Here is an 18,297-nt window from a genome sequence, read left to right as displayed (position 1 = left end):
GTGCTTCCTCAATTCAACGGCGCAGTGTAGCCAATTTGGCAATTTCGTGCGGCACGGCACGAAAAATGCCCGACAGGAATCAGCGCCGGAAGCGCACGTCTTCCGACACCACCGCGACATCACCTTTGGGCTTCTTGGGTTTTTTCGGCTTTTTGACGACTTCCCCTGCCGTGTTGGTCACCGGGACCCGATGCTCGGGTGCAAAGCCGGGCTCTTCAATACGCTCCAGCGTCTGGCCGGTCAGCAGTTCCAGCGCCGCCAGTTGCGTTACCTCGTCGGCACAAACCAGCGACACGGCTTCGCCGGATGCGCCGGCGCGCCCGGTGCGCCCGGTGCGGTGCACGTAATCCTCGGCCACGATCGGCAAGTCGAAGTTGACCACCACCGGCAGCGCATCGATATCGAGCCCGCGCGCCGCCACGTCGGTCGCGACCAGGATGCGCACCTCGCCGGCCTTGAACCGGTCGAGTGCCCGCTGGCGCGCCGGCTGCGGCTTGTCGCCGTGGATCGCGTCGGACGGGATCTGCGCAGCCTGCAGCAGTTCGACCAGCGCGTCGACGCCCTTGCGCGTTTTGACGAATGCCAGCACCTGCGTCCAACGGTGTTTCTTGAGCAGGTAGAGGAATAGTTCCGGCTTGCGCTTCTTGTCGACCGGAACGATCCATTGGCGGATTGCTTTCACGGTCGTGTTGCGGGGACTGACTTCCAGGCTGGCCGGATCGCGTAGCAGCTTGGCCGCCAGCGCCCGGATCGGGTCGGAAAACGTCGCCGAAAACAGCAGCGTCTGGCGCTGTGTTGGCAGCGCGGCAAACACGGCGTCGAGCTCGCGCGCAAAGCCCAGGTCGAGCATGCGGTCCGCTTCATCGAGCACCAGGGTTTGCAGCAGGTCGAACTTGACCGCGTTCTGGCGGTACAGGTCGAGCAGGCGCCCGGGCGTGGCGACCAGGATGTCGACGCCTTTGCGCAGTTTCATCATCTGCGGATTGATGCTGACGCCGCCATACGCGACCATGGTGCGCAGCGGCAAGCTGGCGCCATAACTGCAGACGCTCTGGTGCACCTGTTCGGCCAGTTCGCGCGTCGGCACCAGCACCAGCACGCGCGTGCTGTTCGGCGCCGTGCTGCCGGCCATGGTCAACAGTTGCAGCAGGGGCAGGGCGAAGCCGGCGGTCTTGCCGGTACCGGTCTGGGCCGCTGCCATGACATCGCGTCCGGCCAGCACCAAGGGAATGGCCTGGGCCTGGATCGGCGTTGGTTCGGTGTACTGCAGTTCGGCCAGGGTGCGGACGAGCGGGTCGATCAGACCGAGGGAAGCAAACGACATGGAAGGCCTGAAGAGATTGAGCAGGCGACAGTTTATCCTGCCGCGCGCCGGGCGGCACAAAAACCTCCGGGCCAGCGCTTCAGGCGGCGGACTGGGCCGCCGCAGGCAGGCTCACCCTGGGTTTCACAGGATCGGTGTTGTCACGGCACGCACCGAGTAGCAGCGGCGTGGCGATGGCAAGGATGGCAACACGAAGCAGGTGGCGGTGCATGATGGTCTCCCGGTCGGTATCGCCCATCTTGAACCGCGCGCCGGGGTCGGGGCGCACGACTGCATGTCAGCACGATCGTCGGCCCGTTGTGACTGTGCCTTCGCGATATCGTTGGCCAGCATCGTGCAGGCGACCGTGATCGCCATGAGAATGTTGGATTTTTGCAACATCGGCGCCAACGCTTGTCGCCTGCTGAGGTGCTACACCGCACCGACATGCACGCCGGGTACTGTAAGCTGGGTCCGGAATATCGAAACTTGCAGGAAATGCCCGCAAGTACAGGAGAAGTCAGCATGAAGAAATTATTAATTGGCGCGACCCTGGCGGTCGCGTCCCTTGGCGCCACCGCCCAGGTGAGCATCACCATCGGCCAGCCGGGGTTCTATGGCCGTGTCGACCTGGGTAGTTATGCCCCGGCGCCAGTGGTCTACGGACCGCCGGTGCTCGCTTCCGGCGGTTATTACAATGGCGCACCGGTGTACCTGCGCGCGCCCTTGAATCACCGGCGCAACTGGTCGCGCTATTGCAACCGCTATGGCGCCTGCGGCCAGCGCGTGCTGTTCGTGCGCGACGACTGGTACGTCAACAACTATGCGCCGCGCTACCGTGAATACCACGGCCGCGGCGGCCCGGGCTGGCGCGAGCACGGCCGTCCCGATTTTCATGACAATCGTGGCCACGGCCGCGGCCGCGATGACGGTCCTGGCCGCGGCCCGGATCGTGGTCACGGTGGCCCGGATCGTGGCCACGGCGGCCCGGATCGTGGCCACGGCGGCCCGGATCGTGGCCACGGCGGCCCGGATCGTGGCCACGGCGGCCAGGATCGCGGTCACGGCGGACCTGATCGAGGCCATGGCGGCGGCGATCGCGGTCCCGGCCGTTAAGCTGGATAAACATGTTGCATCGCAACATAGTAAGATGCGTCCATCAGTCCGCTGTCGGACGCATCATTAGGAGAGTAGTGTGCAAAGCGATTATGTCATCGTGGGGGGCGGCGCAGGCGGGCTCGAGTTAGCCTGCAAACTGGGTCGTAAATTGGGCGCGCGCAGGGTGACGCTGGTTGACAGCCGCCTGTATCACATCTGGAAGCCATCGCTGCACGAAGTGGCAGCCGGTACGCTCGATATCCACCAGGAAGGCTTGTCCTACCAGATGCTGGCGCACGACAACGGTTTTACCTTCGTGTACGGCGCCATGACCGGCCTCGACAGCGCGGCGCAGCGCATCGTCATCGGTCCCGTGCTGGACGCGGCCAGTGCGGAAGTGCTGCCGGAACGGGTGCTCGACTACCGTTCGCTGGTGATCTCGGTAGGCAGTACGTCGAACTATTTCGGCGTCCCTGGCGCACGTGAAAACACCATCTCGCTCAATGCCACCGAAGACGCCGAGCGCTTCCGCCTGACGCTGCTGCGCCTGATGGCGCGCGTCGAACAGGAAATGTACGAAACCAGCAAGGAGACGTCCAGCGAGTCTCATCCCGGTATCGACATCGTCATCATCGGCGGCGGCGCTACCGGGGTCGAGCTGGCGGCGGAATTGCGTGAAGCATCCGGCATCTACACCTCGTACGGCTTCCACCAGCTCGATGCACGGCGCGATGTGCGCATCACCCTGCTCGAAGGCGCCGATCGAATCCTGGCGCCGCTGCCGGAGCGTGTCTCCGGCGCCGCCTTGCGCCTGCTCGGCAAGCGCGCCATCCGCGTCGTCACCGGTTGCCGCGTGACCCGCATCGAAGCCGACCACATCGAGGATGCCCAGGGTAATCACTATCGCAGCAACCTGTGCGTCTGGGCGGCCGGCATCCGGGCGCCGGAATTCCTGTCCGCACTGGGCTTGCCGGTCAACCGCAGCGGCCAGATCGAAGTCGATGCACAACTGGCCGTCAAGGGCGTGCCGAATGTGTACGCGCTGGGCGATTGCGCCGCATGCATCGACGGCGATGGCCGCCCGGTGCCACCGCGCGCCCAGGCGGCCCACCAGCAAGCCGAGCACTTGTTAAAGCGTTTTGTGGCCGAGGCCGCAGGCAAGGTCGCACCCACGGCGCCGTACCGCTACCGCGATTACGGTTCGCTGGTATCGATCGGCACCGCCACGACCGTCGGCAGCCTGATGGGTTCCCTGAAGGGCCTGAGCTGGTTCGTGGAAGGGTTTGTCGCACGCACGATGTACAAGAGCTTGCACCTGATGCACCACCAGGCTGTGCTCGGTTCGTTAAGGACGGGCGTACTGGCAGTGGCGCGCTACCTGATCCGGCGCAGCACGCCGCTGGTCAAGCTTCACTAAGCAGCTTGCTTGGGCGCTGCCAGCGGCAGCGTCATGCGCAACATGGCGCCGCCCTCGGGTGCGGGGCCGAACGCCACCGCCCCACCCAGGTGACGGGCGCGGGCCTGCAGCATGCGCAGGCCGTGGTGGTCCAGCATGCCCAGATCGGCATCGCCCGGGCCGACACCATCGTCGATTATCGTCAGCATGATCTGCTCGCCATCGTCGTCGAGGATGACATCGACCCGGCTCGCGTGCGCGTGACGGGCGACATTCTGCATCCCTTCTTCGGCGCAGCGCAGCAAGGTGACGTTCTGCTCGCGCGAGTAGGCCGCTTCGTCGTCCGGCAGGCTGACCTGCGCGGCCAGGCCAGGATGGGCCTTGCCGAATTCGGAGACCGCCTCGTCGAGTGCCGCTTTGATGCCCAAAAACTCGAGCTTGTCGTTCCACAGCGCCAGTTGCATGTCGCGATTGGTGTTGATGATGTTCATCAACAGCTGCTTCATTTGGGCGCTGCGGTCCTGCAGGGCCTGGTCGTCCGGGAGCTTTTTCGCCAGTAAACCAAGGTGCATCGACAGGGCCGTCATCGACGAACCCAGGCTGTCGTGTAACTGCCGGGCCAGCTGGCGCCGCTCGTCATCCCAGCGCGACGTCATGTGGCCGAGCAATTCGGCCAGATCGTCGTTGCCGGGGGGAGAGAGTGGTGCTGCTGGCGTTTCTGTCATGTTGACGGCCTTGTAAATGTTTCCAAGATAATACAGTAGTCGGGAAGGGGGCGGCGCGCCGATCGGGCCGGCCGCGCCCGGTTTGGCTTATTCAAACTGTCGGTTGCAATGCTCGGTGAAGTGGCGCACATACCTGCGCCGCAATCAGCGGCAATCTGAGTGCTCAAACAATTGCATTTAAACCAATATTCCAGGAGTTGTTCATGACTACCACCAAGCCACAAGACGCCATCGCCATGCTCAAGGCCGACCACGCAGAAGTGCACGCATGGTTCGAAGAATACGAAGGATTGGGTGACCGCGCCAACAAGAGCAAGTTCAAACTGGTTGCGCAAATTTGCCAGGCACTGACCATCCACACCCAGCTCGAAGAAGAGATTTTCTATCCGGCCGTGCGTGCGGCGGGCAAGGACGCCGAGGACGACATGGTCGACGAGGCGGTGGTGGAACACGCGTCGGCCAAGGACCTGATTGCACAGCTCGAAGAGATGGATCCGGAAGACGACCTGTACGACGCCAAGGTGAAAGTGCTGGGCGAACTGATCGACCACCACGTCGAAGAAGAAGAGGACGAGATGTTCCCGAAGGCACGCAAGCTCAAGCTCGACCTGGTCGCCTTGGGCGAGGAAATGGCGATGCGGCGCGAAGAACTGGCCGCAGCCGCATAAGCCGCAGACAGCCAGGCCCGCGCCCGCCGGCCTGGCATCATTTGAGCGTCAACTGCCCCGGGCACGCGCCCAGCACATCGAGCAAGGCCCCCATATCCACCGGTTTCACCAGGTGCAGATCGAAGCCTGCCTCGAGGACCCGTTTCTGGTCTTCGGCCAGCCCGTACCCGGTCAGTGCAATCATCTTGATGGTACTGGTGGCGTCGATCTGGCGCAGCCGGCGCGCGACTTCGTAGCCGTCGATGCCGGGCAGGCCGATATCGATCAGGGCCACCTGCGGCGCATGCGCCTGCGCCAGGTCGACGCCGGCCAGGCCGTCGGCGGCCTGGAGCACCGTGTAGTCCCAGGCTTCGAGCATGGTGGCCATCATCTCGCGGCCATCGTCGTTGTCTTCGATCAGCAGGACCAGCGGCCGCGCCGTGGCGGTGGCCAGCGGCGTCGGCACGGACTCGCGGACGACCTGGTGCGGCGCCGCGGGCAGGCGCAGCGTGAAGGTACTGCCGCTGCTGGTGCCGTCGCTGCGCGCTTCCACGCTGCCGCCGTGCAGCTCGACCAGGCGGCGCACCAGCGACAGTCCGATGCCCAGGCCACCTTGCGAACGGTCCAGCGAAATCGTGCCCTGGACGAACACCTCGAAAACGTGCGGCAACAGGTCGGCGGGAATGCCGACGCCAGAATCGGTGACCTGCATTTCCACCTGGTCACCGGCGCGTGCGATGGCGATGTGGATGGCGCCGCCCAGGGGCGTGTACTTCACCGCGTTGTCGATCAGATTGGTCGCGATCTGCTCGAGGCGGGTCGGGTCGCCATGGACCCAGCCGGGCTGCAGGTCGCAGGTGACGGTATAGCCATTGGTGCGGCCGGTGGCGCGGAAGGTCTCGAGACAGGCGCCCACCAGGCTGGACAGGTCGAGCGGCGTGCGCGCCAGTAAAATTTTCCCGGACATCGCGCGCGACAGGTCGAGCAGGTCGTCGACGATGCGCGTCAGGTGCTGGGTCTGGCGCTGGATGATCTGCTTGGCGCGCGCGACCGTATCTGGCGGCGCCTTCGCCAGGCCGATCAGCGAACTGGCGCTGGAGATGGCCGACAGCGGATTGCGCAATTCATGCCCGAGCATGGCCAGGAATTCATCCTTGGCGTGGCTCTTGCGTTCGGCATCGCGGCGCTCTTCCATCTCGCGCGTGAGGCGCCGGTTGGTGGCGGTCAGCTCCAGCGTGCGCTCGGAGAGCTTGGCGGCCTGGCGCCTGAGTTGCTCGTTCTTGGTGGCCAGGGTGACGAACACCGACACCTTGGCCAGCAGGATTTGCGGAATCACCGGCGTGAACAGGAAATCGGCGGCGCCGCGCTGGTAAGCCTTGAGCCGGTCGAGTTCATCGGCCAGGAAGGCCGTCACGAAGATGATCGGAATGTCGGCCGAACGAGCGCGCTGATGGATGGCTTCGGCGGTTTCGAAGCCGTCCATGCCGGGCATGTTCACGTCCAGCAGGATCACGGCAAAATCGTGCAGCAACACCTGGCGCAGCGCTTCATGGCCGGAGCGCGCCGTCAGCACGGTGTAGTTGCTGGCCTCGGCCCATTGGTCCAGCAGACTGGTCAGTGCAAGCAGGCTGCCCGCATCGTCATTAACGACGAGAATTTTCGGTTTGTCGATTTTATGCACGGGCGAATCAATCCTGCTTTGGGTCAATTGTTCTAATTCAAGCCAGCCGGGGAGAATACCAGAATGTGACTACTTGGCACAACGCGAGCGGACCAGTGAGTCGTTATGTCATCTCCGGTGGAATGGGTACGGTGACGCACATACCCGGCCAGGCGGTTGTGACATAGTTGCTACGAGTCCAGTGTATCCATTTCGGTGGAAGACCGGCGCCATAGAACAATTCAGAGGACACGACATGAATATTGATAATATTGTAGATAGCGCTTACCACGGCAAGGATTTCCGCGAATTGATTGATGCACCCATTTCTGCACTCTGCGGTGTGAGTGCCGCCGATGGGGCCGCGCTCAAGCAGGCTTTCGGCGTCAGCACCATTGGTCAGTTTGCCGAGCTTGCAGCCGTCAAGTGGGCCGTTGCCATCAAAACGCTCGCGACCGCCGAGTGTGATTCGAAACAACAAGTTGCTAAGGAAACCTTGCTTGACGATGCCGTTGAGATGACGTTCCCGGCCAGCGACCCGATTTCGGTCGATGCCGGCATCACCCGCATTGAAGTCGCGCCCGAAATGGTGGCGGCCGCGGCCGATCATCAGCACCACGCGAAAATTACCGAGGCGAACAAGGAAGCGGTCGGCCACGACGCCATCGGCACCAGTGCCGGACGGCGTGAAGAAGCGCGCAAGGTTTGATGCGTCACTAGTTGCACCAGGCACGTGAAAACGGCGCCAGTACCGTGCGGTGCTGGCGCCGTTTTGCATCGTATTGCAGGATCGTTAGCGGTGCGGTGCCAGCTCCGGCGTGGCCGGCGTGGTCTGGCCGGCCTGCTTCATGGTCGCCGCCTTGGCGCTGCCCGATGCAAACCGGTTCTTGCCCGCGCGCTTGGCTTCATACAGCGCGTAGTCGGCAATGCTGATCAGGGTGTCGACCGTCTCGGCGTCGTCCGGGTAAATGCTGATGCCGATACTGGTCGACAGGTGCAAGCTGAGGTCGTTAATGAACATCGGCTCGCAAATGGCTTCGACCAGCTTCGCGGCCGGCCCTTGCGCATCGGCCAGCGTCATCACGTCGCCCAGCACGACCATGAATTCGTCGCCGCCCAGACGCGCGACCGTGTCTTCCTTGCGCGAGCAGTCGATCAGGCGCTGCGCGACGATTTTCAGGACTTCGTCGCCGTAGCCGTGTCCGTAGGTGTCGTTGATGGCCTTAAAGCCGTCCAGGTCGAGATACATAACCGCGGCCTTGTGATGGTGGCGGTTGGCGTGCTGCAGCGCCGTTTCGATGCGGTCTTCCAGCAGGCGACGATTGGGCAGGCCGGTGAGGGCGTCGTGCAAAGCCAGTTCCTGCTGGGCGCGGCTGTACTGTGCCAGCTCGCGGTACAGCAGGCGCACTTCCAGCATGTTATGGATGCGCTTGTGCACCTCCAGCAAATCGAAGGGCTTGCTGATGAAATCGCGAGCACCTGCCTCGAGGGCGGCAATCTTGAAACTTGGCTGGGCGGTGAGGGCGAGGACGGGCAGATAGCCGCCTTGCTCGATCTCCTTCAGCCCCTTCATGACCTGGAAGCCGTTCAGACCGGGCATTTGCAGGTCGAGCAGGATCAGGTCGTAATTATGTTGACGGTGCAGCGGGCAGACTTGTTCGGGCAGCATGGTCGAGCTGACGTCGGTATAGCCTTCTTCGCGCAATATCTCTTCCATGAGATCGATATTGTCTGGCGAATCGTCAACCACCAAAATCTTTGCATTCAAAATGTCTAGTCGGCTCGGCATACTGTTTCTCGTCTTGGCTGGTGGGCAGAACGGGCAGTTTCACCCCGTTCCGGCATGACACCGTAGTTTGCAAGCATATCAAATGCTAATAAATTTCTTGTAGGACATCGCCGCGTCGTCCGGTAGGAGCTTAATGAGGCTTCTCCGGCACGGCGCGGGTGCTGCTGACGCCCGTGGCGAGCGCTCTTTTCAGGGTTTAATTGAGCTTGTTCGATCCTACCAGTGATGCGACCACTGCGATCAATTCGCTTGGTTCAACCGGCTTCGAAATGTGCGCGGAAAACCCGGCCTCGAGTGCCCGCAGGCGGTCTTCGGAACGCGCGAACGCGGTCAACGCGACCGCCGGCACTTCGCCGCCATGGTCGCGCCCGAGTTGGCGCACCCAGGCCAGCAATTCGAAACCGTCGACTTCAGGCATGCCCAGGTCGCTGATCAACAAGTCGGGGGGCGAGGCGCGCATCGCGTCGACTGCTTCGCGCGCGCTGCCGGCAATGCGCACGTTGGCCTGACAATCGGACAGGATGCGGAAAATCAGTTCGCGCGCGTCGCGGTCGTCGTCGACCACCAGCACGTTCACGCCGTGCAGGTCGCGCAACGTGAATTCGCCGCTGCTCGGCGCCGGCGTGCGAATCATCATCGCGCGCGCGCTGCGGGCCGGGCTGGACGACGGGGTGGCCGCCGGCAGTTCGATGGTGAAGCTGGCACCCAGGCCTTCGCCTTCGCTTTCCGCGCGCACCGTGCCGCCGTGTTGCTCAATCAGGTGCTTGACGATCGACAGGCCCAGCCCCAGGCCGCCATGGCGGCGGGTGGTGGACGCGTCGGCCTGGCGGAAGCGCTCGAAGACGTGGGTGATGAATTCGGGGCGGATGCCAACGCCGGTGTCGCGCACGGTAATCTGCACCTGGCCGGCCTGTTGCGCCAGTTCGATGTTGACCGTACCCCCGCCGGGTGTGAATTTGATGGCGTTTGACAGCAGGTTCCAGATGACTTGCTGCAAGCGGGCCGGGTCGCCGGCGATGGTGCCGACATCTGCGGCATACGATTTTTCGATGCGGATATTCTTGGCGTCGGCGGCCGGGCGCACCGTGTCGATGGCGGCGTCGATGAAGGGCGCGGGGGCAACCGTCTGCATGTCGAGCAGCACCTTGCCGGAGGTGATGCGGCTCATGTCGAGCAAGTCTTCGATGAGTTGCGCCTGCGCGCGCGCATTGCGTTCGATGGTCTGCAAACCGCGCTGCAGGTCGGCCGGATCGCGGCTGCCGCGCCGTAGCACCTGGGCCCAGCCCAGGATGGCCGACAGCGGCGTGCGCAGTTCGTGCGACAGGGTGGCCAGGAATTCATCCTTCATCTGGCTGGTGCGCTCCGCTTCGGCGCGCGCCAGTCGCTCGCTCTCGAGCAACACCTTGCGTTCTTCGGCCGAATGCTGGGCCGCTTCGTACAGGCGGGCATTGTCGATGGCCACGGCGGCCTGGGCCGCGATGCCGCCGACGATGCGTTCCGTGCGCTCGGTGAACACGCCCGCTTCCGGGTGGCCGAAGAACATGGTGCCGAGCGCTTCGCCGGAGCGCGCCACCACCGGCATCGACAGGTAACTGCGCACGGCAGGGTGGCCGGCTGGCACATGCCACTGGCCCGGTTCGGCGCCAAAGCGGGGGTCGGTACCGACGTCATTCGAGCGGATCACACCGCTGCCGCGCAGGCTGGGGCCGAACAGGGCGGTGGGGCTGGCGTCGGCAAAACTTTCGGCATCCGGCGAGACCGCGCCGGACAAGGTGAACAGCGTGTACAGGCTCCTGCTCGGATCCTTGCTGTGATAGAAAAAGGCGCCGAAGCGCGCGCCGGCGATGCCGGTGGCGGCGTCGGTCGCCGTTTGCAACAGCGAGCGCAGGTCGCGTTGCGATGCCAGGGCGCTGCCCGTGTTGTTGAGTAACTCGAGCACGTGCGATTCGTCGCGCAGCGCCTGTTCGACGCGCTTGACCTGGTCGACATCGGTATTTGTGCCAAACCAGCGCACCACGGCGCCGGCGGCATCGCGCACCGCGCTGGCGCGCGTGAGGAACCAGCGGTAGCGGCCGTCCGCGCCGCGCACGGGAAACTCCATTTCAAACGGCGTGCCACTGCTGAGCGCCGTTTCCCAGTGCAGCAGCACCGCTGGCAGCACGGCTGGATCGACGATCTTGTGCCAGCCGTCATTGGGCATGTCCTGCTCGGTGAGGCCGGTGTATTCGTACCAGCGCTGGTTGTACCAGACGGTTTTGCCATCGGCGCTGGCCATCCACGCGGGCTGCGGAAAGGAATTGGCGAGGGCGCGCAAGACATCTTCGCTTTGGGGCATGCCGGCGACGCCGTTGCTCGCCTGGCTATTCTCGAGCAAGGCGATGCGTGCATGGGCCTGCTTGAGCGCGGCGCGTGCCACCTCGAGCTCGGCCCGCAGGGCGGTATCGTCCTGGCCGCTCATGCGGGCCTCCGGCGCGCGCGCGCGAGGCAGGGGAGAAGGAAATCGGGAATCATCGTGGGCATGGTTGGACATCGGCTGGCCGGCTGGTCGACGCGCGCGTGGCGCGCAGGCGCACGCCTTGCTGGCTTGACAAGCTGTTGGCGAATTTTAGCCCAGCACACGCGCTTTGCCCCACACGGTTGCCCACCTTCAGGCGCGCGGACGTAGCTGCTGTTCCACTGTTGCCAGCGCATCTTGCAGCTGGTCTAATTCATATGGCTTTTGCAGGGATAAATACGGGAAATCCAAATGGCGCAACATGGTGTCACCATAGCCGGACGCAAAGATGACGCGCAGCGCGGGCGCATCCTGCAGCGCCTGGCGGGCCAGATCGACGCCGGACATGCCGGGCAGGCTGACATCGGAAAACAGCAGGTCGTAGTGCTGGCGCGCCAGGTGGGCCAGGGCGTCGTCGGGATGCGCCACACCGTCGGCTTCGTGGCCGAAGGCGCGCAACATTTCGCACACCAGGTACTGCGAATCGAGGTTGTCTTCCACCACCAGGATGCGCAGGCCGGCCGCATCCTGGGGCAGGTCGAACAGGGGCGCCGCAGCCACCGGCACCAGCGTGCACAGCACACCGCCGACGCTGCCATCTTCCTGGCGCAGGGGCGTGAAGGCGAGATCATACGGCTGCGCTTCGCCAACGCCGAGCATCTGCGCCAGCGCCACGGCCGGTTCGCCGGCGCGGGCCTGTGCCAGCGCATCGCGCGCGGCGGCCAGCGGCGCCGGCCACAGGGACGGCACGTCGCCACCCGGCACCTGGGCCTGACCCGCGCCCGCCAGTGCCGCATAGGCTTCGTTATAGAACACGCGCGATGCGGGGCCCCATACCAGCAGGCTTGGCGATGGCGCGTTGAACAGTACGTCGGCACTCAGGCGCAGTGCCAACGGCCAGGTGGAAGGACTGCCCAGGTCGCTGGCGGACCAGTCGTAGCTGGTGGTGGATCGTGGGGACAGACCGGGGAAAGACATACGCACCTGTGCAAAAAACTGTTGTAGAAACGAAAACGTGGCTGAATCGTACACCAAATGGCGCCGGCCGGGTGTGCAATGCGTACCCTGGGCGGGCGTCCCGTGTGGGTTCACGGGGGCGTAGCAGGCAAAAAAAAGCAAAAAAAAGCCCGCTCAGAGAGCGGGCTGAAGTCTATTTCCTTGGAGGGATATAGAGGAGACAACTGCATGATGCTGCACCGCAGCAGAAGATGCCAATTAAATTTCATAATGACAGTCATTGGTTTGATGCATAACGCCATTTATACTGTGCATGGGGCGCCTGTTGCTGGCGCCGATGTTGTTCTCTTCATACAAGATGCGTGCGCGCCAGCCCATGGCCCCTTGGTGCATCACGGAAAGTGTTCTACGATAGCAATCTATGCCAAGACTGATCGTTTACGTTGGCGCCCCAGCGCGCTGCTTGCACAAGTTGCGTCCTGGATTGCTCAGACGCGCCCTGCAAGGCGCCCGGCGCTCCGGTAGCCGGGCGCGTGCCCATGCCTGATCCATTTTTTACGCGCGCCGCCCTTGCATCTCTGTGCCGCATGCTGCGCGCGCTGGCGGCCGTTGCATTGGCCGGCGCGGCGGGTGTGGCGGGGAGCGCCGAGGGCCTTGCGCAGGCACCCGCTGCGGCGCCCGCGCCCGCGCAAGCGCCGCTACCAGTGCCGGCACCGGGGCCAGCGCTGGTGGCGCCCCAGCCGGCCCCCGAAGCGCAGCCCGGCGACGAACGGCGGGTCAAGGCAGCCTTCCTGTACAAATTCCTCGGCTATACTGAGTTTCCGTCAACCGCCTTTGGTGACCCGGCCAGCCCCGTGCTGATTGGCGTGTCCGGATCGGACGACATGCTGACTGAATTGGCACGCACGGTGGCCGGTCGTACACTCAATGGCAGGCCGATCACGCTGAAAGCGGTCCGTGAAGGTGACAATCCCGGTCCGCTCCACCTGCTGTTCGTCGCCGGCAGTGATCCGCTGCGGGTCGCACGCGTATTGCGCGGCGCGCCGGGAGCGCTGTTGATGGTGACTGAATGCGAGGGTGGTTTGCAGCAGGGTAGCGTGATCAATTTCAAGATGGTCGATGAACATGTACGGTTCGATGTGTCGCTCGACGCAGCGGAAAAGAATAACGTCCGGCTCAGTTCGCGACTCCTCAGCGTGGCCAGCCACGTGCAGAAAGGCAACATATGATGCGCGCCCAAGACACCGGCTCGGTCCGCAGCAAAATGATCTTGATGGCGGTCGCCACCACGCTGGCGGCCTTGCTGGCAGCATCGGTCGCCATGCTGTTGGTAGACATGCGCATGTTTCAGCGTTACTGGATCGACGATTTGAGCACCCAGGCCGACATTATGGCCACCGTCACCGCGCCGGCACTGGCCTTCAACGACGCCCGCGCCGCGCAGCAGAGCTTGTCCGTATTGCGCGTGCGCCCGCAAATCCTGGGTGCCGCTATCTATAACGCCAGCGGCACCCGCTTCGCGACCTATGCGAACCGCGACGCCGGCGAAGCGGTATTTCCGGACAAGCCCGAGCGGCCCGGCCACCGTATCGAGCAGGGCGCACTGGTGGTGTATCACGACATCGTCGAAAACGGCGAACTGATCGGCACGATCTACATCCGCAGCCGCTACGGCATGGTCGATCGCCTGCTCAGCTACGGTGCCATCCTTGGCGGCGTGATGCTGGGCGCCCTGTTGATCGCCGCGCTGGTCGCCTCGCGCCTGCAGGCCGCCATCACGCGGCCCCTGCAGGCGGTCACGAATGTGGCGCGCCAGGTCATGCAGCGGCGCGATTTCACCTTGCGCGTGCCTGGTAATAACAGCGGCGAGATCGGCGTTCTGGTCGATTCATTCAACGACATGCTGGCCGAAATTGGCCGCCGCTCGCACGCGCTGCAGGAAGCCAACCTGACGCTCGAACACGAAATGCAGGTGCGCCACCGCGCGGAAGAAGCCTTGCTTGTGGCTGACCGCCGCAAGGACGAGTTCCTGGCCACACTGGCGCACGAGCTGCGCAACCCGCTGGCGCCGATCCGCACCGGACTCGATATCCTGCGCCTGCGCAGCGGCGACGCCCAGGCGACCCAGCGTGCGACCGACATCATGGAGCGCCAGTTGCGCCAGATGGTGCGCCTGGTCGACGATTTGCTGGATGTGTCACGCATTAACACCGGGAAATTCGCCATCAAGATGGGACGGGTCGAGCTGAAAGCGGTCGTCAACGATGCCCTCGAAGTGGTGCGCTCATACATCGAACTGCATGGCCACGAGCTGCACATCGATTTGCCGGACCGTCCGGTATTCTTGCACGGCGACGCCACGCGCCTGGCGCAAATCCTGTCGAACCTGCTCAACAATGCCGCGAAATACACCAACCGCGGCGGCCGGGTCAACCTCGCGGCCCGGGTCGAGGACAAGACCCTGGTGCTGGTCGTCTCCGACAATGGCATCGGCATTGCCCCGGACATGCTGAACTCGGTCTTCGACATGTTCGTGCAGGTCGATTCCACGCTGGAGCGGACCAACGCGGGACTCGGAGTCGGCCTGTCGCTGGCGCGCCGCCTGGTCGAACTCCACGGCGGCACCATCGAAGCGCGCAGCGCCGGCCTCACGCGTGGCAGTGAATTCTCGGTGCGCCTGCCGATTGTGGTCGAGCCAGAGCTGCCCACCAAGACCACGCCGGCCGCCTTCATGTCGTCGGAAACCTTCCGGATCCTGCTGGCCGACGACAACGTCGACTTTGTCAACAGCATCGGTGCGCTGCTGTCGGCCATGGGGCACAGCGTTGTGATCACCCACAACGGACCCGACGCGCTCACCGCCGCAGCGCGCTTTTGCCCCGACTACGCCTTCCTCGACATCGGTTTGCCCCTCATGTCCGGCTACGACCTGGCGCGCGGCATCCGTCAGATTGCCTGCGGCAAGCTGACGGTGATGATTGCCGTGACGGGCTGGGGCCAGGAAAAAGACCGCCAGCTTGCCTTCGAGGCCGGGTTCGACCACCACATGGTCAAGCCGGTGCGCTTCGAGCAGATCGAAGAGATTCTCAGCAACCGCAGCATCATCAAGAAGATGCGCACCTAGCTAGCAATGAGCACCTCGAACAAGCTGCCGCGCCGCGCAGCCAGTATGGCGACCGTCGGCAATGCTTGTTCGCGGCGCCTTCAGGCCAGCTTGCGTGCCCGCCGCCGCGCCGCCACCCCAAGCAACCCCAGCCCGCCGGCCAGCATGCCCAGCATGGCCGGCTCAGGCACCGGGGTGAGCAGCACCGCGCCGCCGTAGCTGGCGGCGCCATCCGATACCACGGTGCCATCGACTTGCAGGTAGTAGCTGCCGGGGGCGATCGCGTCGCCGGACAGTTGCCACACGTCGAGCGCGCCGCTGGCCAGCGGGAAACCGCTGGCGACCAGGTCGTTGGCGGCGCTGTACAAATTGAATGCCGAGATATCCAGGCCCGTGGTGGTGGTGCGGCTAATCGATGCGACGATTGCGTCAACGTCGAAGGAATAGTCGCCTACCGTGAACGTGAAGCGGTCGGCAAACGTGTTGCCGTTATTGTCGATGCCGAAGCTGTCGCCGAAGAAGCCGGCGCTACCGGACGTCAGCGACAGGGCTTGCGGGGGCGCCGAAATATCGGCAGCACTGGCTGGACTGATGGCTGCCACGGCCAGTACACAGGCGGCCAGCAGCGAGGTGGAACGTTTCATGGTGTACCTCCAAAAAAAAGACAGGCTTCGTTTTCAGTTCTGGCTTTCGAGAGATTATGCTAGCTGAATGGCTGCGATCGCGCATCCATGAGCCCAGACGAGTACGCTCCCGACAACGTTCGTGTCAGCGAGAAACTTTGAGCGCCAGAGAGGGCGCTTCATAGGAGAAGTCAGGGTTTTATTTGATGAGCGGAAAAGTCTTGTTGAACATTTCACGCGATGTAGGAGGGCGCTGACAGGATGTGGCGATATTCGATTTCGACGTGGCCGCTTTCATAAAACGGCGCAGAAAAGAAAAATGGCCCAGAAATTTCTTTCTGGACCATTCTTCAACATACTGGTGCGGCTGGCAGGAATTGAACCCACGACCCCTTGGTTCGTAGCCAAGTACTCTATCCAACTGAGCTACAGCCGCGACGAAGAAAATTATATCAGCTTTGGCGGAAATGGCAAAGCGGCAATCTGAACGCAAGCCGGAAACCATGGCAGATTCGTGCAGTTGGCCCACCTGGGACGGATAGGGCTGGCATGAGAAGCGCATTCAGCCACTACTACCTGAGCCCGGCTGGTCCGGTGCGCCCCGATCCGATCGCAGCACCGCGATCGCTTGTCGTTAGCAGATCCTGCTGCGCGACATGCGAGGGCGAATGCGTACCGGCAGGCCGCTGGGATGCCGGGATGTCATGCCCGGACGGCATTGTTGCGCGTGGCGGAGGTTATGCCGCTCAGGAATCCGTTAGGGTTGCGTTGCGCTGCAATCGGCGCCTTCCAGGCGAAAAAAAACCCGCAGCGCCAGCGGGTTCGGGACGGGCGACCTTGCGCTTACAGCGACTTCTTGCGCGACACGGCGCTGCTGGCTAGCAGGCCGATGGCCAGCAGGGCCAGCGGCGCCGGTTCGGGCACTTCGCTGTCGCGACCGACCGTGTAGCCAATATCGACCAGGCCATACTGGAAACGATCCAGGGAGTTGGTAGGGAAGGTGTTGGCGGTGCAGTTGTTGCAAAACTTCGTGGTGAGATAGTTGATGTCGCCCGCTGGATACCATGATGATGCGAGGTCGTAACCAAAGTAGTAAGCGGCGTCCGCGTCGTTGCCGATTCCCATTACCAAATAATGGGCGCCGGACGTGAGCGCCACCGACGAACCCAGGCTGGCCCAATTCCATTGGCCGCCGGTAGCGCCTTTGATGGTCGTTTGCGCCAGCACAGACGCGGTGGCGACATCCCACAGGCTGAGCGTAAAGCTGCCGCTGGTGAAGGCCGCAATACCCAGTTGCGATACGTACAGATTGTTCGTACCGGCAGTGAATTCCCAGCCCCGTGCGTTTTGATAGAAGTTGTTATTCGTATTGAAGCCCACTGGCGCTTGGTCATCGAGGGTATGGATGGGGTCGGCGTAGGACGCGAACGACAACAGGGCAAGGGTCAGGCAAGCGGCGATTTGACGAAAGCGATTCATGAGGACTCCAAAGTTGATGTTCTTACGGATATCACAAAGCAATGTTCATGCCTGAAATATGATTTCGTTTTAAACCATAGACTTATATCTTGCTGTGTCGTTTCCCGTTGCGGCAATGTAAGATTTTTCGACAAGAAACAAAAATTGCGCTGTTGTAAATGCAGCCATCGATCGCACTCCTCCCGGATGGGCGACGCGCTGATGCGCCAGTGACGCACGGTTCTGGCCGGCGCGCCGCAACACATCGCCGACGTCATGTCCGGTTTTTTCGCGGCGCGTTAGCAAGGCGCCATCAACAGTCGATTTTCGGTTATTTGTGCGCCAAGGCTCGCCGCCGGGCGAGCAGGGCGATCTCGATGGGTACAAGGCGGCCGAGCACTCCTTCAGGCTGCGTCAATGATCACCTTGCAAAGAGGGTCTTGTTGATTATCGATACAGGGGCCGGGATGAGATTGTCTGCAATGCGCACAGGGCATGGTCGCGCGGGTGCCCCGATAGCGAAGGCAACAACAACGAAAAAGGACTTAAGCAGCATAAGCTACTTAAGTCCTCAATTTCAAACACGAATTTTGGTGCGGCTGGCAGGAATTGAACCCACGACCCCTTGGTTCGTAGCCAAGTACTCTATCCAACTGAGCTACAGCCGCGAAGCAACGATTATAGCATCATTGGCTTGCTTCTGGATAAAAATGACGTTGATTCTGTTCTGTGGCGCTGGCATTGCAAGGGCGCCGGCGCGCGCCGAAAAAGCGCGTGCGAAAACCAAAAAGGGATCAGATATTTTTATCTGACCCCTCATATTCTGGTGCGGCTGGCAGGAATTGAACCCACGACCCCTTGGTTCGTAGCCAAGTACTCTATCCAACTGAGCTACAGCCGCGAAGCAAAGATTGTAACATCATCGTCATGTTTCTGGAAGGCCATGTTACTTGCCTTGTCGATTCACTACGCTTTTGTTCTTCGTCAGATTCTGCACGATACTGCCTGTGTTTCCCCTGACTCGAGGGCTTGCCCCCCGAAGAA

The 18,297-nt window shown here is 62.8% G+C and carries 15 protein-coding genes and 3 tRNA genes; 6 read left to right on the top strand and 12 right to left on the bottom strand.

Features of this window, described 5'->3' with window-relative positions; all coding sequences use genetic code 11:
• Positions 1–79: 79 nt before the first annotated feature.
• Complete coding sequence (locus tag V6M87_RS09725) at positions 80–1,324, bottom strand: DEAD/DEAH box helicase (RefSeq protein WP_332876414.1); 1,245 nt, start codon at positions 1,322–1,324, stop codon at positions 80–82.
• A 79-nt stretch (positions 1,325–1,403) separates the two neighbouring features.
• Positions 1,404–1,562 (bottom strand): hypothetical protein, encoded by a 159-nt coding sequence (locus tag V6M87_RS09720; RefSeq protein ID WP_332876413.1) that lies wholly within the window; start codon positions 1,560–1,562, stop codon positions 1,404–1,406.
• A gap of 266 nt (positions 1,563–1,828) precedes the next feature.
• On the opposite strand from V6M87_RS09720, the gene V6M87_RS09715 reads away from it, so the two are divergent.
• Both V6M87_RS09715 and V6M87_RS09710 read left to right on the top strand, forming a co-directional pair.
• On the top strand, positions 1,829–2,419 hold the full coding sequence (locus V6M87_RS09715) for a hypothetical protein (RefSeq protein WP_332876412.1): 591 nt from the start codon (positions 1,829–1,831) through the stop codon (positions 2,417–2,419).
• A 79-nt stretch (positions 2,420–2,498) separates the two neighbouring features.
• Positions 2,499–3,818 (top strand): NAD(P)/FAD-dependent oxidoreductase, encoded by a 1,320-nt coding sequence (locus V6M87_RS09710; protein ID WP_332876411.1) that lies wholly within the window; start codon positions 2,499–2,501, stop codon positions 3,816–3,818.
• Here the strand turns inward: V6M87_RS09710 and V6M87_RS09705 are convergent.
• Positions 3,815–4,522, bottom strand: coding sequence for a sensor histidine kinase (locus tag V6M87_RS09705; RefSeq protein ID WP_332876410.1), 708 nt, complete (start codon positions 4,520–4,522; stop codon positions 3,815–3,817). The genes V6M87_RS09710 and V6M87_RS09705 overlap by 4 nt on opposite strands.
• Before the next feature lie 203 nt (positions 4,523–4,725).
• Here V6M87_RS09705 and V6M87_RS09700 point away from each other — a divergent pair, with 203 nt between their 5' ends.
• On the top strand, positions 4,726–5,190 hold the full coding sequence (locus V6M87_RS09700; RefSeq protein ID WP_332876409.1) for a hemerythrin domain-containing protein: 465 nt from the start codon (positions 4,726–4,728) through the stop codon (positions 5,188–5,190).
• 37 nt (positions 5,191–5,227) lie between these two features.
• On the opposite strand, the gene V6M87_RS09695 is transcribed toward V6M87_RS09700, so the two are convergent.
• Positions 5,228–6,850 (bottom strand): response regulator, encoded by a 1,623-nt coding sequence (locus V6M87_RS09695; RefSeq protein ID WP_332876408.1) that lies wholly within the window; start codon positions 6,848–6,850, stop codon positions 5,228–5,230.
• 235 nt (positions 6,851–7,085) lie between these two features.
• Between V6M87_RS09695 and V6M87_RS09690 the strand changes: the two genes are divergently transcribed.
• Positions 7,086–7,538 carry a hypothetical protein gene (locus tag V6M87_RS09690; RefSeq protein ID WP_332876407.1) on the top strand — a complete coding sequence of 151 codons (453 nt, stop codon included), beginning with the start codon at positions 7,086–7,088 and terminating at the stop codon, positions 7,536–7,538.
• A gap of 84 nt (positions 7,539–7,622) precedes the next feature.
• Here V6M87_RS09690 and V6M87_RS09685 read toward each other — a convergent pair whose 3' ends face one another.
• From V6M87_RS09685 to V6M87_RS09675, 3 genes are all read right to left on the bottom strand, one after another.
• The gene (locus V6M87_RS09685) at positions 7,623–8,618 is read right to left on the bottom strand and encodes a GGDEF domain-containing response regulator (protein WP_332876406.1); all 996 of its coding nucleotides are present in this window, start codon (positions 8,616–8,618) and stop codon (positions 7,623–7,625) included.
• A 196-nt stretch (positions 8,619–8,814) separates the two neighbouring features.
• The gene (locus V6M87_RS09680) at positions 8,815–11,076 is read right to left on the bottom strand and encodes a hybrid sensor histidine kinase/response regulator (protein ID WP_332876405.1); all 2,262 of its coding nucleotides are present in this window, start codon (positions 11,074–11,076) and stop codon (positions 8,815–8,817) included.
• 189 nt (positions 11,077–11,265) lie between these two features.
• Complete coding sequence (locus V6M87_RS09675) at positions 11,266–12,090, bottom strand: response regulator (RefSeq protein ID WP_332876404.1); 825 nt, start codon at positions 12,088–12,090, stop codon at positions 11,266–11,268.
• A gap of 518 nt (positions 12,091–12,608) precedes the next feature.
• On the opposite strand from V6M87_RS09675, the gene V6M87_RS09670 reads away from it, so the two are divergent.
• Together V6M87_RS09670 and V6M87_RS09665 are read left to right on the top strand one after the other, a co-directional pair.
• Positions 12,609–13,298 carry a YfiR family protein gene (locus tag V6M87_RS09670; RefSeq protein ID WP_332876403.1) on the top strand — a complete coding sequence of 230 codons (690 nt, stop codon included), beginning with the start codon at positions 12,609–12,611 and terminating at the stop codon, positions 13,296–13,298.
• A complete protein-coding gene (locus V6M87_RS09665) occupies positions 13,295–15,193 on the top strand; it encodes a hybrid sensor histidine kinase/response regulator (RefSeq protein ID WP_332876402.1) in 1,899 nt (632 codons plus the stop codon). Before V6M87_RS09670 ends, V6M87_RS09665 begins: the two co-directional genes overlap by 4 nt.
• Before the next feature lie 80 nt (positions 15,194–15,273).
• Here V6M87_RS09665 and V6M87_RS09660 read toward each other — a convergent pair whose 3' ends face one another.
• The 5 genes from V6M87_RS09660 to V6M87_RS09640 all read right to left on the bottom strand — a co-directional run bounded on the left by V6M87_RS09660 (position 15,274) and on the right by V6M87_RS09640 (position 18,154).
• On the bottom strand, positions 15,274–15,816 hold the full coding sequence (locus tag V6M87_RS09660) for an FxDxF family PEP-CTERM protein (RefSeq protein ID WP_332876401.1): 543 nt from the start codon (positions 15,814–15,816) through the stop codon (positions 15,274–15,276).
• A gap of 338 nt (positions 15,817–16,154) precedes the next feature.
• Positions 16,155–16,231, bottom strand: a tRNA-Arg gene (locus V6M87_RS09655).
• Positions 16,232–16,638: 407 nt separating this feature from the next.
• Positions 16,639–17,274, bottom strand: a complete 636-nt coding sequence (locus tag V6M87_RS09650) for a PEP-CTERM sorting domain-containing protein (protein ID WP_332876400.1) — start codon at positions 17,272–17,274, stop codon at positions 16,639–16,641.
• A 570-nt stretch (positions 17,275–17,844) separates the two neighbouring features.
• Positions 17,845–17,921 (bottom strand) — tRNA-Arg (locus V6M87_RS09645).
• A 156-nt stretch (positions 17,922–18,077) separates the two neighbouring features.
• A tRNA-Arg gene (locus V6M87_RS09640) sits at positions 18,078–18,154 on the bottom strand.
• Between the last annotated feature and the right edge of the window lie 143 nt (positions 18,155–18,297).

The organism is Massilia sp. S19_KUP03_FR1, from assembly GCF_036688685.1.
Taxonomy (GTDB): Bacteria; Pseudomonadota; Gammaproteobacteria; order Burkholderiales; family Burkholderiaceae_D; genus JALYUM01.
This window is presented reverse-complemented; position numbering and strand designations above follow the sequence as displayed.